This window comes from Burkholderia sp. JPY481, from assembly GCF_038900515.1.
In the GTDB taxonomy this organism is placed as follows: domain Bacteria; phylum Pseudomonadota; class Gammaproteobacteria; order Burkholderiales; family Burkholderiaceae; genus Paraburkholderia; species Paraburkholderia youngii.
On the sequence record NZ_JAYMRT010000008.1, the window covers coordinates 176,544 to 192,355 of the forward strand.

General features: G+C 62.1%; 15 protein-coding genes. 9 read left to right on the forward strand and 6 right to left on the reverse strand.

Annotated elements, in window-relative coordinates; translation table 11 throughout:
• Positions 1–207: 207 nt before the first annotated feature.
• The 7 genes from VSR82_RS20645 (at position 208) to VSR82_RS20675 (ending at position 6,528) form a co-directional block, all read left to right on the forward strand.
• On the forward strand, positions 208–579 hold the full coding sequence (locus VSR82_RS20645; protein WP_368582621.1) for a GFA family protein: 372 nt from the start codon (positions 208–210) through the stop codon (positions 577–579).
• Complete coding sequence (locus tag VSR82_RS20650; protein ID WP_255208695.1) at positions 576–698, forward strand: hypothetical protein; 123 nt, start codon at positions 576–578, stop codon at positions 696–698. The genes VSR82_RS20645 and VSR82_RS20650 overlap by 4 nt, the downstream gene beginning before the upstream one ends.
• 7 nt (positions 699–705) lie before the next feature.
• Positions 706–1,446, forward strand: coding sequence for a response regulator (locus VSR82_RS20655; protein WP_018422680.1), 741 nt, complete (start codon positions 706–708; stop codon positions 1,444–1,446).
• Positions 1,443–2,786, forward strand: a complete 1,344-nt coding sequence (locus tag VSR82_RS20660; RefSeq protein ID WP_429462989.1) for an ATP-binding protein — start codon at positions 1,443–1,445, stop codon at positions 2,784–2,786. Before VSR82_RS20655 ends, VSR82_RS20660 begins: the two co-directional genes overlap by 4 nt.
• A 381-nt stretch (positions 2,787–3,167) precedes the next feature.
• Positions 3,168–4,589, forward strand: coding sequence for a basic amino acid/polyamine antiporter (locus tag VSR82_RS20665; protein ID WP_368582623.1), 1,422 nt, complete (start codon positions 3,168–3,170; stop codon positions 4,587–4,589).
• Between the two features lie 119 nt (positions 4,590–4,708).
• Positions 4,709–5,899, forward strand: coding sequence for an arginine deiminase (locus tag VSR82_RS20670; RefSeq protein WP_410851612.1), 1,191 nt, complete (start codon positions 4,709–4,711; stop codon positions 5,897–5,899).
• 293 nt (positions 5,900–6,192) lie between these two features.
• A complete protein-coding gene (locus VSR82_RS20675; RefSeq protein WP_368582625.1) occupies positions 6,193–6,528 on the forward strand; it encodes an RcnB family protein in 336 nt (111 codons plus the stop codon).
• Positions 6,529–6,626: 98 nt separating this feature from the next.
• Here VSR82_RS20675 and VSR82_RS20680 read toward each other — a convergent pair whose 3' ends face one another.
• The 4 genes from VSR82_RS20680 to VSR82_RS20695 form a co-directional block, all read right to left on the reverse strand.
• Complete coding sequence (locus VSR82_RS20680; RefSeq protein WP_368582626.1) at positions 6,627–7,883, reverse strand: MFS transporter; 1,257 nt, start codon at positions 7,881–7,883, stop codon at positions 6,627–6,629.
• On the reverse strand, positions 7,880–8,443 hold the full coding sequence (locus VSR82_RS20685) for a GAF domain-containing protein (RefSeq protein ID WP_368582627.1): 564 nt from the start codon (positions 8,441–8,443) through the stop codon (positions 7,880–7,882). The genes VSR82_RS20680 and VSR82_RS20685 overlap by 4 nt, the downstream gene beginning before the upstream one ends.
• Positions 8,444–8,482: 39 nt before the next feature.
• Positions 8,483–9,910 carry an MFS transporter gene (locus VSR82_RS20690; protein WP_429462988.1) on the reverse strand — a complete coding sequence of 476 codons (1,428 nt, stop codon included), beginning with the start codon at positions 9,908–9,910 and terminating at the stop codon, positions 8,483–8,485.
• A 68-nt stretch (positions 9,911–9,978) separates the two neighbouring features.
• Positions 9,979–11,763, reverse strand: coding sequence for a gamma-glutamyltransferase family protein (locus tag VSR82_RS20695; protein WP_498858025.1), 1,785 nt, complete (start codon positions 11,761–11,763; stop codon positions 9,979–9,981).
• A 221-nt stretch (positions 11,764–11,984) separates the two neighbouring features.
• Between VSR82_RS20695 and VSR82_RS20700 the strand changes: the two genes are divergently transcribed.
• A complete protein-coding gene (locus VSR82_RS20700; RefSeq protein ID WP_429462986.1) occupies positions 11,985–12,662 on the forward strand; it encodes a FadR/GntR family transcriptional regulator in 678 nt (225 codons plus the stop codon).
• A 42-nt stretch (positions 12,663–12,704) separates the two neighbouring features.
• Here the strand turns inward: VSR82_RS20700 and VSR82_RS20705 are convergent, their stop codons facing one another.
• Both VSR82_RS20705 and VSR82_RS20710 read right to left on the reverse strand, forming a co-directional pair.
• A complete protein-coding gene (locus VSR82_RS20705; RefSeq protein WP_429462985.1) occupies positions 12,705–14,030 on the reverse strand; it encodes a type II toxin-antitoxin system HipA family toxin in 1,326 nt (441 codons plus the stop codon).
• A gap of 2 nt (positions 14,031–14,032) precedes the next feature.
• Positions 14,033–14,509 (reverse strand): helix-turn-helix transcriptional regulator, encoded by a 477-nt coding sequence (locus VSR82_RS20710; RefSeq protein WP_429462984.1) that lies wholly within the window; start codon positions 14,507–14,509, stop codon positions 14,033–14,035.
• Between the two features lie 918 nt (positions 14,510–15,427).
• Here VSR82_RS20710 and VSR82_RS20715 point away from each other — a divergent pair.
• On the forward strand, positions 15,428–15,805 hold the full coding sequence (locus tag VSR82_RS20715) for a hypothetical protein (protein WP_176121532.1): 378 nt from the start codon (positions 15,428–15,430) through the stop codon (positions 15,803–15,805).
• The last annotated feature ends 7 nt before the right edge of the window (positions 15,806–15,812 follow it).

Below are 15,812 nucleotides of genomic sequence, written 5' to 3' on the forward strand. Positions count from 1 at the left end.
CGGCGGCAAGGAAGCAACCCGTGTCATCCGTTTGCGCATGCCGCTTGAATGCCAATTCACGCGCTTAATCTTCGTTGTTTCGCCCTGCGCTAATTGCCATAGCTTATTGCAATGTAATGTATCGTCTCGGCGACCGGATACATTACGACATAATTCGACTGATGAACCAGGCTATAAAGCAGGCATCGTCAAATCACGGAGATCACCATGAGCGCCGAGTTGCTGCAAGGGTCTTGTCACTGCGGGGCCGTCAAGTTCGAAGTTCGCACCGAAATCGTTCCGGCCGGCCGCTGTAACTGCAGCCTGTGCCGCCGCAAGGGCGCGCTGATGACGCCGCTCTTTCCCGCCAGTCAACTGAAGATTCTGAGCGGCGAGGATTCGCTGACGCTGTACCAGTTCAACACGAAGGTCGCGAAACACTACTTCTGCAAGCATTGCGGCATCTATCCTTTTCATCAGACGCGCAAGGACCCGCAGCAATGGCGCGTCAATATCGGCTGCCTCGACGGGGTCGACCCTTATGCGCTCGAAGCCAGCGTGGCCGACGGCGCGAGTCTTTCCGTGCTGGAGGACGCATGAAACGCCTGTTTGCCATCGCGGTGTTCGTCGTGGGCGGCTTCGCGGCCGAGCTCGCGCATCCGTTGCAGTGTTCATTGATCCAATCGAGCGGCGTGCAACTCAAACGCCGCGGCAGATAATCCGTCGATGGAAACCTCCGACCACGTATTGATCGTCGACGACGATCGCGGAATCCGCGAACTGCTCGCGGGTTACCTCGAGAAAAACGGCGTGCGCGTCTCGCTCGCGGCCAATGGCCGCCAGATGCGCGCCGCGCTCGAGAACGGCGCACCCGACCTGATCGTGCTCGACCTGATGCTGCCCGGCGAAGACGGCCTCGTGCTGTGCCGCGAGCTGCGCGCGGGCAAGTTCCGCACGGTGCCAATCCTGATGCTGACGGCGCGCAGCGAGGAAGCGGACCGGATCGTCGGCCTCGAAATGGGCGCCGACGATTACCTGACCAAACCGTTCGCCGCACGCGAGCTGCTCGCGCGAATTCGCTCGGTGCTGCGCCGCGCGCGCATGCTGCCGCCCGGCATGGAGGTGACGGAGTCGGCGCCGATGCTGTGCTTCGGCGACTGGCGGCTCGACACGACCGCGCGCCATCTGCTCGATGCGGACGGCACCGAAGTGGCGTTGAGCGGGGCGGAGTACCGTCTGTTGCGCGTGTTTCTCGATCACCCGCAGCGCGTGCTCACGCGCGACCAGCTGCTGAACCTGACCCAGGGACGCCAGGCCGATCCGTTCGACCGCTCGATCGATCTAATGGTGAGCCGCCTGCGCCAACGCCTGCGCGACGGCGCGCGCGAGCCGCGCTACATCAAGACGCTGCGCAGCGAGGGCTACGTGTTTTCGGCGGCGGTGACTGCGATCGGAGATCCGCAATGAACGTTTCTGCATCACCGTCGTCGCTGCGCTGGCCTCGTTGGCCGCGCACCCTGTTCGCGCGGCTCGCGGTGATTCTGTTCGTCGGGCTCGCGCTCGCGCAGGCGCTGTCGTTCTGGCTCACGATGACCGAGCGAGACCAGACGATGACCGGCATCATGATGGGCTACATCGAGCGCGAGGTGGCGAGCTCGGTCGCGCTGCTCGACCATCTGCCGCCCGACGAGCGCGCCCAGTGGCTGCCGCGCCTTGCGCGGCGCAGCTACGAGTTCGTGCTCGGCCCAGGCGTTCCCGGCGCACCGGTCGACGCAAGCCTGTCGGCGCGCGTCGCGCAATCGATCGGCGACGGCATCGGCACGCGTTATCCGTTGACCGTCAACGCGGTGCCCGGCGATCGCGAGCGTCTGCAGGTGCACCTGAAACTGAGCGACGGCACGCCGCTCACCATCGACCTGCGGCCGATGTCCGGCGCTCCGTTGTCGCGCTGGCTGCCGCTCGTGCTGACGCTGCAGCTGCTCGTGCTCGGCGCCTGCTGCTGGCTGGCGGTGCGCCTCGCGACGCGCCCGCTCAATCAGCTCGCAGTCGCGGCCGACACGCTCGGCCCCGACCTGAAGGCCGAGCGTCTGCCCGAAGCCGGTCCGTCCGAAGTGGCGCGCGCCGCGCGCGCGTTCAACGCGATGCAGGATCGAATCGCCACGTACATGACCGAGCGCATGCAGATTCTCGCGGCGATTTCGCACGATCTGCAGACGCCGATCACGCGCATGCGTCTACGCGTCGACACGATGGACGACGACAGCGAGGCCGCGAAGCTGCGCCAGGATCTGAAGGAAATGGAGGCGCTGGTCAAGGAAGGGGTCACTTATGCGCGTACGATGCACGGCACGACCGAGGTGCCGCGCCGCATCGATCCCGATGCGCTGTTCGATAGCCTCGTCTGCGATTACGTGGACGCCGGTCAGCAAGTGTCGCTGCACGGCCAGTTCGGCCAGTCGCTGACGTTGCGTCCACAGGCGTTGAAGCGCATCGTCGGCAATCTGGTCGATAACGCGCTGAGGTACGCCGGCGCCGCGCAGATCGATATCGGCGCGTTGCACGATGGCGAGGCGACCGTGTCGGTGCTCGATCGTGGTCCCGGCATTCCGGCCGAGTCGCTCGAGACGGTGTTCGAGCCGTTCGTGCGACTCGAAGGTTCGCGCAATCGTCAAACGGGCGGCACCGGGCTGGGGCTCGCGATCGCGCGGCAACTCGCGCTCGCGATGGACGCGACGCTCACGCTGCACAACCGGGTTGGCGGCGGTCTCGAAGCGCGGCTGACGTTGAGGAAGTTGCGCGAGTCATAGTTGGACCCACAGCCCGCCACTACGAAATCATCGTCAGGCTTGGACCATCGATGACTTTCGCGCGTCATCTCGAGCTGTCGCTCAGCTGCTTATCAGTAGTTCTGAGCGACCATATTTTCAGCTCGCTTCAGCGATACCCCATCATTTGAGAAAACCGCGTTGATGATGCGATACGTCGCATCATTGTTAAATCATCGATATTCAATGCGACTTATCGATGCTCGCGGCGATAAATTGACAAACGTCAACGGACAGACCATTCTTTTCGTGTGGTGGTTGCAGAGTAACGCGGCTGATCGACAGCAAGATTGGCCGAGAGACACGTTTCGTTCGAATCTGATTACAGATCCTTGTTAAAAAGGTCACTAAAAAGGAATCCGAATGGCGTCCACTCCACAAAAGCTGTCAAAAATGCAACTCACCGGGATGGTCGTGGGCGGCATGGTCGGAGCCGGAATATTTTCCCTACCGCGTACATTCGCCGATGCCACCGGTCCGCTGGGCGCCCTGATTGCGTGGCTGATTGCGGGCACGGGCATGTATATGCTGGCGCGCGTATTTCAAACGCTTGCCGAACGAAAGCCCGAATTGGACGCCGGCGTGTTTGCGTATGCGAAAGCGGGCTTTGGCGACTATCCGGGCTTTCTTTCCGCATTTGGCTACTGGATCAGCAGTTGTATCGGCAATGTTTCTTACTGGGTGCTGATCAAGTCGACACTCGGCGCATTTTTTCCGGTGTTCGGCGACGGTAATACGGTCGTCGCGATCGTCGTTGCTTCGATCGGCATCTGGCTTTTTCATTACATGATCCTGAAGGGCGTGCAGCAGGCGGCCTTCATCAACAGTATCGTCACGGTCGCCAAGATCATCCCGATTCTGGTGTTCATCCTGATCCTGTTGTTCGGCTTTCGAATGGACCTGTTCCAGGCCAACCTCTACGGCGGCGGTCTCGAAGGCAATATTTTCGAGCAGGTGCGGGCCACGATGCTGGTCACGGTGTTCGTGTTCATCGGCATCGAAGGGGCAAGCGTTTATTCCCGCTATGCAAAGAAGCGCTCCGACGTCGGGCATTCGACGATACTCGGCTTCGTCGTCGTCACCTCTCTGATGGTGCTCGTGACGATGCTGCCCTACGCGGTGCTCGAGCGCGCGGACATCGCGGGGATGCGGCAGCCGTCGATGGCTGCGGTTCTCGAAGCGGTGGTCGGTCACTGGGGCGCGGTCTTCGTCAGCATAGGTCTGCTGATTTCGGTGCTCGGCGCTTATCTGGCCTGGTCGTTGATCTGCGCCGAAGTGTTGTTCTCGGCGGCGAGGACCGAAGACATGCCCGCGATCTTCGGCAAGGAAAACGTCAACAAGACGCCGGCCAATGCATTGTGGTTGACCAACATCGTGGTGCAGTTGCTCGTCATCAGCACGTACTTCTCGCGCGATGCATTCGCGCTGATGTTGAACCTGACGAGCGCGATGTCGTTGATTCCGTACCTGTTCGTCGCGGTGTTCGGATGCATGAACGCGAATCGCGGCGACGGTTACGACCTGCGCGCCGACGAGCGCCGGCGCGACCTGATCATGGCCGCAATCGCCGTGATCTATACCGCATTCATGATCTTCGCGGGCGGCCTGAAATTCATTCTGCTTGCCGCGGTGCTGTACGCGCCCGGCACAGCGCTCTACCTTTGGGCGCGGCGAGAGCAGAGCAAGAACGTTTTCATCACGTCCGATTGGTTCATCTTTACCGTCATCGTCATTGGCGCGATCATCGGCGTCTACGCCCTCGTAACCGGAAGGATCACAATCTAACGACAGCAGATTGAACAGAGCGGGTCACCACTGATATTCAGGAGGTCATCATGGCGAACACGGACGCGAAAGCGGGTGAATTGGGTGTCTACTCGGAAGTCGGGCAGCTGCGCAAAGTGATGGTCTGCGCACCGGGGCTCGCGCATCAGCGTCTTACCCCGAGCAACTGCGATGAACTGCTGTTCGACGACGTACTGTGGGTCGAGAACGCGAAGCGCGACCACTTCGACTTCGTCACGAAGATGCGCGACCGCGGTGTCGAAGTGGTGGAGATGCACAATCTGCTCTCCGAAACGGTTGCAGTGCAAGAAGGCAAGAAGTGGATTCTGGACAACCAGGTGGTTCCGAACCAGGTCGGCCTCGGCTTTATCGATGAATTGAGAAGCTATCTGGAAGGGCTCGACAATCGCAAGCTGGCCGAAACGCTGATTGGCGGGCTATCCACGCACGACTTCCCGGAAGCGCACGGCGGCAAGGCGCTGGAGGTTGCGAAGGAAGCGGCGGGCGGCACCGAATATCTGCTGCCGCCGTTGCCGAACACGCTGTACACGCGCGACACGACCTGCTGGATCTATGGCGGCGTCACGCTGAATGCGCTGTACTGGCCGGCCCGCCACGAAGAGACGATCCTGACCACGGCGATCTACAAGTTCCACCCCGACTTCGCCGGCAAGGTCAACGTGTGGTGGGGCGATCCGACCCAGGATCACGGTCTCGCCACGCTGGAAGGCGGCGACGTGATGCCGATCGGCAAGGGCGTCGTGCTGATCGGCATGAGCGAGCGCACCTCGCGTCAGGCCATCAGTCAACTGGCGGCAACGCTGTTCAAGAAGGGCGCGGCCGAGCGCGTGATCGTCGCGGCGATGCCGAAGATTCGCGCGGCGATGCACCTCGATACCGTGTTCACGTTCGCCGATCGCGATTGCGTGCTGGTGGCCCCGGACTTCATGGCGAAGACGCGCACCTATTCGTATCGGCCGAGCAGCCATCCGAGCGGCGTCGAATTGCACGCGGAGAACAAGCCGTTCACCGATGTCGTCGCCGAGGCGTTGGGGCTGAAGCATTTACGCGTGGTCGAGGCGGGCGGCAGCGACTATCAGCGCGAGCGCACGCAGTGGGATAGCGGTGCGAACCTCGTGTGCGCGGCGCCGGGCGTCGTCTATGCATACGACCGCAACACGTACACGAACACGCTTTTGCGTAAGCAGGGCATCGAGGTGATTACGATCGTCGGTGCCGAACTGGGCCGTGGACGAGGCGGCGGTCACTGCATGACCTGCCCGATCATTCGCGATGCGGTCGACTATTGATCAGCCAGGCGGACCGATCTGACGGATGAGTGGCGAAGTGCCGCGCGCGCGTGTGCCGTCGCCAGGCGGTCCGGCTTGAAGTCGAACTTCCTTTTACTATACTTTTTAACGACTTACGGTCAGGCCTGAAATATCGAATTTGACATCTCGCAATTTGCAAAGATTACATTCGATAGACCAGCGATCGCTGCAATGAAGTTCGAATTAATGAATCTGCGAGTAGCTGGACGATTATTTTTCACGTCAATCACGTGAATGCCCGGAGCTTTCTTCCACCGCACGGAGGTTCGAACATGAATAATCGCTTTGTTGCGCAACTCGTCGCGTTGTCGTTTGCCGGTGTGTCGGCGTTCGCGATTGCGGCTGGACCGCAGCCGCAAGACGAGGGCGGCCAGATGGCCGGTACTGGCCGTCAGCAGGTGATGCCGTCGATTCCGCATCGTGACTGGCACAAAGGCCAACGTGTGCCGACCGAATACCGTAATTACAATTTCATAATGGACGACTGGCGCGGACACGGCCTCAATGCGCCGCCGCGCGGCCATAAATGGCTGGGCGTCAATGGCGATTATGTGCTCGTATCGACGAACAACTGGACCATTTCCAACATCGTCGCCGGAAACGAGTAATGCTTGATCGTGGTGCCCAGGTAATCCGGCGACCAGATCTAGCGCCGGCCCCTGGGTACTACTTTGCACGACATGATCTCGTCATGGTCGCTATAGGTTTACTGCTGCGTATCGTATAGACGGTCAGGAACGAACAATGCAGTCACGCCGCTCAAAAAGAACACCGCGCCGACCACGAGAAAGCCGAGTCCGATCGAGAACTGCGTCGCGATAAAACCAATGACGATCGGCGCCGCCCCCGAACAGAAGCGCCCGAGGTTATACGAGCCGCCCACCGCGGTGCCGCGCACCGACGTCGCGAAACTCTCCGACATGAACGTGCCGATCGTGCCGAGCGGCACGCCATACAGAAAGCCGAAGAAAAGCATCAGCGTGGAAATGTTGTCGCGCGTGTGCCAGAAAATGATCACGGGCAGAAACAGCGCCGCACCGATGCAGCCGAGCACGTACACGCCGCGCCGGCTCCAGCGATCACCGAGCCAGCCCGCGAAGATCTTACCGATGAAGGCGACCACGTACGTGCCGATCATATAGCCGGTCAGCGAACTGAACTTGATGTGCAGTTCTTTCTCGAGATATGTCGGCAGCCAGTTGTTCAGACCGTAAAAGCCGGACAGCACGAAGATCGACGCGAAGGTCCACAGGATGAACATCGTGCGTGCCTGGCGGTCGCGGAAAATCTGCGCGTAGCGATTGTCGACGAGCCGCGTCTTGCTTGCACGGTCGGCGGCACGGCTCGCGAGCCATGCGGCCGGTTCGGGAACCGCGAACTTGATCGCGAACGCGAGCAGCACCGGCACGGCCGACACGTAGTACAGCGTGCGCCAGCCGTATTGCGGCAGGATCCAGTTGCTGAGCGCGATCACGACGATATAGCCGGCCGAAATGCCGGTTTGCAGCATACCGAGTACCAGCGAGCGCCGCTCGGTCGGCACGTATTCGGCGACCAGGGTGGTGACTAGCACCATGCAGCCAATGCCGAGCGAACTGATGAAGCGCACCGCCGCGAATTCGACGAAGCTGTGCGTGAACCCGAGCATCCCCGCGCCGAGCGAGAACAGCGCGAGCGCCCAAGCGATGACGCGCACGCGCCCCAGACGATCGCTCGCCCAACCGCCGGCAATGCCGCCGATCGCCATGCCGAGCAAGGTCAGACTACCGAGCGCGCCCGCTTCGACGTTGGTCAACCCGAAGTCGTCCTTGATGCGCGACAGGGTCAGGCCGTACATCATCACGTCGGCGCCATCGGCGATCAGCGCGAGGTAGCCGAGCACGAAGACCAGCACCCAGCGGCCTTGCGAGACGGCCGGATGGGGCACGGCTCGATAGCGTTGCAGATCGGATGGTGTTTTCATGAATGCGCGGCGCAAGCGGGGGATTGCGTACTGTGTTTGATGAGAGCGGGGGCAAGGAAGGCGCCGATCAGCAGGCCCATGCTTTCATGACGGCCGGTGTACCAGCCTTCCTCGTGCGTCAGGTTCATCGTACCGATGCACACGCCGTCATAGGCGATCGGGATGTTCAGGATCGAGCCGAGGCCCATCCCTGTCATCACTGCATGATCGTCGAAGGCCTCGCGAATGCCTTGCGACGTTGCGGCGCGAAACGGCTTCAGTTCCTGGAGTATCTGCCGCGCCCACGCGGTGCCTTGCTTCCGCTTGCGGCCGCCCAGTGGATAGACGTCCGGCATGTTCGTGTAGACCCGTTCGACCTCGTGACGCCGCGCGTCGTAGGACATGATCGTGATCAGGCTCAGGCCTATCGCCTTTGCCGCCACGGCGTGAACCGCGCGGAACAGCTCGAGCGGTTGGTCTTTCGCGCGCATCGCCAGCGCGAGGCGTTCGAGGTCCGCGATATCCAGCATCTGGGTATCGTGCGGTGCTGATCCGGTCAGGTTGCCTTGCATCGTTTGCATCGCGTTTGGATCGGGAAATGTGAAAAGTCGCAGTGCGGTTCAGCCGTGCATGCGGGTGGAGTTCAGCTGGCCTCGCGCGTCGCGGGCCGGTTCGAGTTCGCTCGCTTCGATATCTTCGAGCGAGCGATTGCGCGTTTCGATGCCGAGGAAGAACACCACGCATGCGCCGATCACGAGCACTGTCGTGGTCATCGCGAACACACCGAGGAAGCCGAACAGCGGATAAACGAGGCCGACGAGAATCGGCGCGCTGACCGAGCCGATGCGGCCGAACGATGACGACGAACCCGTGCCCGTGGTGCGCACCGCGGTCGGAAACACCTCCGGCGTATAAGCGTAGACGCCGGCGAATGCGCCGTTCATGAAGAACGACAGCGCAATGCCCGCGGTCATGATCTGTATGCCGGTGTGAGAAAACGCTAGCGTGATCGCGGCGATACCGCCGAGCAGCATGTAGGAAGCGACCACCGCCTTGCGCCCGATCTTCTCGTTGAGCCAAGCGGCCGAGAAGTAGCCGGGAATCTGCGCGCCATAGATCGCGATCGAATAGCCGAAGCTCTTCGTCATCGTCAGTCCTTCCTTGACGAGCAGGCTCGGGATCCACGAGAAGAACGAGTAGTACGCGAACGCAACCGAGAACCACATCAGCCAGCTGACCGCGGTCGTGCGCGCGAGTCGCGGCGACCACAGCGTCACCACGTTGCGCCATGCGTTGCCGCGCGCCGGCGTCGAGACCGGCGTGGGCACCGCGTGAAGCGCGTAGCTTGCGCTCACCGGAGCAAGCGCGATGCCGCGCTCGACGAACGCTGCTTCGATGCGGCCGACAATGCCGTTCGCCTCGTCCGCACGACCCTGGCTTTCGAGCCAGCGCGGCGATTCGGGCAGCGTCCGGCGCCACCACAACAGCATCACGACTGGCAGCGACGTGATCACCGCCAGATAGCGCCAGCCGTCGGCGAAGTTGCGCACCACCGCGAAACCGAGAATCGACGAGGTTAGATAGCCGAACGACATGAACCCGACCAGCGCGCCGCAGAAAATGCCGCGATAGCGGCGCGGCACGAACTCGGCGAGAAACGGCGCGATCACCACGGTCTCCGCGCCTGAACCGAAGCCCGCGACGACGCGCAAGGCGAAGAACGTGTGCCAGTCTTGCGCGGTCGCGCTCGCGAGCGACGCGACGCAATAGATGGCGAGCGCGCTCATCATGATGCGGCGTCGGCCGATCACGTCGGCGAGCACACCCGACAGGAATGCGCCGAAAAAGTAGCCGATATAGGTGCTGCTCGCGACCAGCCCGGTCTGCGCGCTCGTCAATTGCCACAGCTTGCTGACGACCGGCAGCAGAAACGCGAGCGACGACGAATCGAGTCCGTCGAACATGTACCCGAGCCCGCCGATCAGCAGCAGTCTGCGGTGAAAGCTCGATATGGGAAGTCTTTCCAGACGGGCGGCGACGGCGGACACGGCAACTTCTCCTGAGGAAATGGCGCGACGAGGCCGCGCGTTCTGTGCTGATGGCTGCTTCGGGCCGCTTATCGGCCGATCGCGTAGGCCTGCATCTGACGCGGCGTGGCCGCGCCTCGCATCAAACCGTTGCGGATCGCGACCGCGCAGACCCGGCCGAGCGCCCACGGCTCCGCAACGGTGAGATCGTGGCCGCGCGCGCGCAGTTCGGCGAGCGTACTGTCCGGAAAGCGCGACTCGGCGGACATCTTGCCGAGCTGCATCGCGCGGGGATAGAACGAGCCGGGGAAGTGCGCGGTCTGGAACGACGGCGCATCGGCGGCGGCCTGGAAGTTCATGCCGCCATGGACGTGCTTGAGGAACAGTTGCAGCGACCACTGATCCTGCTGGTCGCCGCCCGGCGTGCCGAAGGCGGCGTACGGCTTGCCGTCGCGCGTGACGAGCGTCGGCGACAGCGTGGTGCGCGGGCGGCGGCCCGGGCCGAGTGACGAAGGCAGGCCTTCTTCCATCCAGAACATCTGCGCGCGCGTGGTCACGTTGAAGCCGAGACCCGGCACCGCCGGCGATGCCTGCAACCAGCCGCCCGACGGCGTAGCCGACACCATGTTGCCCCAGCGGTCGACCACGTCGAGATGCACGGTGTCGCCGCGCAATTCGGGCAGCGGCGCGAAGGTCGGCTCACCCTGACCGAAGCCGCCGGCCTGCTCGCGCCCGGCGTTCGCGACGATGCGCGCGGCGCGTTGCTCGCTGTCGCCGAGCAGCCCGGGGCGGAATTCGAGCGACGCGCGGCGCGGATCGATGAGGCGGCGCCGCTCGTCGTTGTATGCGTCGCTGAGCAGCATGTCCATCGGCACATGGGAAAACGCCGGGTCGCCGTAGAACACTTCGCGATCGGCGAATGCGAGTTTCGAGCACTCGATCACCGTGTGCAGGAAATCGGGTCCGAGGGGGTCCATCGCGCCGAGATCGAAGCCCTTCAGCAGCGCGAGCTGTTGCAGGAACATCGGGCCCTGGCCCCACGGGCCGGTTTTGTGCACGCGCAGGCCCGCGTAGTCGTACGACACCGGGTCTTCGTAGGTCGGCTCCCAGCGCGCGAGATCGCCAGCATCGAGCAGGCCGCTATTGCGCAGGCCCGAGGTGTCGAGTACGGCGGTCGAACGGAAGTACTGGTCGATCGCGTCGGCGACGAAGCCGCGATAGAAGGCATCGCGCGCGCGTTCGCACTGCTCGGCGCGATCGCTGCGCGTGTTCGCCTCACGCAGGATGCGCTTGTAGGTTTCGGCGATCGCCGGATTCGCGAACAACTGGTTCGGCATCGGCGCCTCGCCGTTGCGCAGCCATTGCTCGGCGGAGGTCGTCCATTCGGTGCGAAAGAAGTCCTGAATCGCGAGAATCGACGATGCCATGCGCGGCAGCACTGGATAGCCGTTTTCCGCGTAGCCGATCGCATAGCTCAGCACGTCTTCGAGCGGCAACTGGCCATAGTCGCGCAGCAGCGCCATCCACGCGCCGAACGCGCCCGGCACGACCGCGGGCAGCAGGCCCGTGCCCGGCACCACGTCGAGCCCCATCTTGCGCATCCGCTCGATGGTCATGCGCGCGGGCGTCACGCCCTGTCCGCACAGCACGCGCACGCGTTCTTCGCGCGCACTGTAGAACACCACCGGCAGTTCGCCACCCGGACCGTTCAGATGCGGCTCGACGATCTGCAGGACGAAGCCGGCCGCGGCGGCGGCGTCGAACGCATTGCCGCCTTTTTCGAGGACCGCCATCGCCGATGCGCTCGCGAGCCAGTGCGTCGAGGCCACCATGCCGAAGGTGCCGATCAGTTCTGGACGGGTTGTAAACGACATGCGCAACTCCTTGGCGACGACGGGTCCTAATGATTGAACCAACGCTTAATGGTTCGACTGGAGAAAATGAAAGCGTAAGTCTAACGAAGCCGGGTTGCACCCGGTGTTAACCCTTGAGTTGCGAGCCAGTATAGCGGATCAAAAATCACTGGGTGCTGCCGTGTCAAGTCGTTGCTATTCTGGTATCGTTGAGACCAATGCACATTGGTTCATTGAACGACATGGAAAAATTGGTACTGGCTGCGCTGCTCGACTACATCGCGGGCCATCAGTTGAAGGACGGTGACGCGCTGCCGCCCGAACGAAAGCTCGCCGAAGAACTGGACGTGAGCCGCCGCGAGTTGCGCGCGGCGCTCGCTTCACTCGAGGCGTCGGGGCGCGTGTGGCGCGGCGTCGGCCGCGGTACCTATCTGGGCGCGCGGCCGCTGAAGTTTGCGCCGACGCTGCGCGGCTTGCGCGCAGGTACCAGTCCCGCGGATATCGCCGAAATGCGGCTGCTGTTCGAGCCGGCGTTGGCGGCGCTGGCCGCTACGAAAGCGAGTGGTGACGATCTGCAGGAGCTGGAGAAGTGCGCACGCAAAAATGCCGCCGCGAAAAACGACGAAGAGTGGCAGCAATGGGATCATCGTTTTCATTTGCTGATCGGACATGCCACGCGTAATCCCGCGTTGATCGCTTTGATGGAGGTGATCAACGGCATGCGGGTGAAGCCGGAGGTTCGTGAGAAAACTTCCGCGCAGGAGACGCGGCAGTTTTTCGCGCAACAGCATCAGGCGATCGTCAATGCGCTGAAAGCGCGCGATTCGGACGCGGCCGCGCAATGCATGCGCGAGCATCTGCTGAGCGTGCAGTGGCGTGCGTCGGCGAAGACCGATGCAGCGGCGGTGCGGCGTGCGTGAGCTTGCCGTGGTGCCGCGCGTCGGTCATGCGATGGCGGAGCTTTACTGCGCAAGCTTCCGGTTCAACCGGCGCATGCCGTCGAAAACCGCATCGGCCACGTCCAGTGGAAAGTCGGCGGGCAGTTGCGACGAGACGGTGTCGATCACCGTCTCCGTTTGCGCGCTCAACTGATCGATCAGCGCATCGACATCGGTGGCGGAAAAGCCCACGCGTTGTCCTTCGGCCACCCAATGCCGGCGCTGGATCTGATTGAGCAGGTAGTGGACGTTCTTGCCGCGGACCGCCATCGCCAGTTTCACTTTTTGCGCCGCGAGACGTCCCGCACCGCTTCCGATGATCGGATGCGCGGACAGCACGTCGTAAAGCGGCGTGGCTTCGTAGCGATTGCCGGGCAGATGCGCGATGCTGAAATTCTTCGCGTGGCCATCGGTCGCGGCGAGCAGCCAGAAAACCAGCTGCGTCGCGAAGAAGTTGCGGCGGTCCGTCGTTGCACGTGCGGAGCCCGCCAGTATCTCCATGATCGCCTCGATGCCCGGTCCGCCGTCGGACTCGTACTTGTGCAGCGCCGACGTGCCAGTGGCCTGACACATGTCCTCTTGCGGCAGACGCACGATCCACGTGGCGTCGCTCGACAGACGCCGATCGAAGCGCTCGACGATCAATACCTTCTGCTCGTCGAATCGCGCGATTTCGCAACGCGCGACGGGGAGCCCATAGGCCGCGACGATCTGCGAGCACAGCCATTCGTTTTCCACCGACGTGCGCATATCGGCGCGCATGTTGCCGACGAGCCCGAGCGGCAGCTTGAATATATGCGTGGTCGGCGTGCTGCCTTCGGGCAGCAGCCAGCGGTTGCGATAACGGAGCAGCGCGGTTTTTTCCTGCGCACCGGCGATCGACAGACGCAGGTCTTCGAGCGGATCGTGCTGCCCGAGCGGCGCCGCCGACGTCGTGCCGCGCAGCAGCGCCGCGATGTCGCTGTCGCTGAGTTCGCGGCCGTGGATGCTCGTCAGGTCACTCGGCTCTTCGTCCGGCGGCAGCAGTTGCAAGGCACCGACGCAGTCGCGCCCGAGCGTGGTGAGCAACGCAAACGGCGCGGTGCTGCCGGTCCGGTAGCGCGCGGCGATGCGGCGCCGGATCGGTTCGCTGTCGGGCAGCAGGTTGTCGAAATAGTCGGCGACGATCTGGCCGCGATACGGCTGATTGCCCGGGGTGAACGGCAGCGACAGCGATAGCGGGCGTCCTTGTGGATCGCCGATCCATTCGTCGGCATAGGTCAGGCGTTCGCCGCTGCGTGTCGTTTCCCATGTGCCGACCCGCAGGCCGTTCATCCATAGGTTCAGACGGTTCGGTGTGTTGCGCGCCATGCTTACCAGTCCTCCCGTTTCTTGCTGGCGCCGGCAGCTTTGGTTGCCTTGGCAGGCTTGACCGCTTTGGGCTTTTGGGAGGTGCTGGCGGGTTTGGCCGCTTTGGCGCCGCTGCTCGATGCCTGGGCTGCGGCGCGGTCGCTGGCATCACCGGCCGATGTCGTCGCCGCGCGCCGCGCCCCACCTTGCGCGCGTGTGGCGCGTTTGGCGTTGCCTTTTGCCGCGGCCGGCGCGGCGACTTCCCAGGGCGCGCTTTGCGAAGATCCGCTCTGCGTGAGCTTCAGATCGACCTGCAAGACCCGTAACACCCTGAAGAGCCGTTCGACGCTGACGGCCGCCGGATTTGCTTCGAGTTGCGCGTAGGTCTGTTGCGTGACGCCGAGATGGGCGGCCATCGCAGTTTGAGTGAGCCCGGCGGCCTTCCTGAAGCCCTGCAGGATCGGTCTGAGCTGGCTCAGTGTCTTGATGGCGTAGTCCACGGTGGATCTCCGGTTCGGCTGCGGCGGCGTAACAGGCCACAACCTGTAAATTGCGGATACAGTCTATACCCTGTATTTCGTAAATACAAGCTAAAGACTGTTAATGGTGGGCACGGAGATATTTGAAACGCTGTCCTCTCTCGCTGGTCATCACGCAACTAACGGTCAACCGCGCACCACCACCCACTTCGCTGCTGCGCAGCCAACCGCCGCAAGGAAAGTGTGATCGACCGGAGCTCGTTAGCCGACAGACGACGGCGTGAAATCCGCTGGGTCACCGATAAGATGATGGACAAACGCATCAATAAAAAACGAACGTAATGCCAGAACAAGCGTCTCGAACGTAAATCGACAGATTCACATCGTTTTCAATTAACGCGATCTAATCAGGAAGCCGAATATTCACGACAGGAAGAAGAAACTGTGTTCGGATTGCGTGGAAAGAACACTGAATGGACATCGATAAAAAATCGCCAGCAATATCACCGCGCTCGATCGAGCGAAGGATAACCGATGAATGTTGACGCGAATTGCATCGCGCCCTTCGCTCGTAGAATGAGATTTGACACAAATTTCACGCGGCGTGCATCGAGCGGAAATGAGCTTGGAAATTGCAGAAAAGGCTGTAGACTCTATAGCGTGTGTTACGCGGCGATGTCAACGCCGTTTCAATCGTTGCGCGCACACAGCATGTGTGCAAATCACTCCAATCCGTCACGAGATTTTCTGCCATCAAGGTGTCTATTCGCTGATAAGACTCAACGCTAATAGACCCTGAACCGGCGAACCACGCCGACCGATGAACCTGAAAGGAGAATCGACGATACCCACAGACCACTCTTTCAAATAACGCGATCGACACCGCCGGATGCGGTCGCTGGCCGGCCGCTGGAGAACATAACTTCCCTGGAGTATGTGATGGCAAGCAAACCACAATGGCGAACGCTGTTATCTGTGACTTTTCTGTCGCTGGCAATGATGGGCAACGTCGCGCGTGCGGAAAACATTCCAATCGTCACGGGCCAGCAATGGATGCAGTCGACCGATGAGCAGAAGAAAGCGTATCTGGTCGGTATCTCGAATGTGATTGACATCGAGCGCGCCTATGCTGGCAACACGGCGAACAGCAATGACATCGCGCAGCGCTTCGGCAAGGGCATGCAAGGCCAGACGCTCGACAGCGTGCGTCAAGGCCTCGATAGCTACTACGCGGCCAATCCCACGATGATCCAGCACCCGGTGATCGAGACTCTCTGGTTCCAGATGGTCGTGCCCGGCCTGAAGAAAAATCAATAAGGAGAAC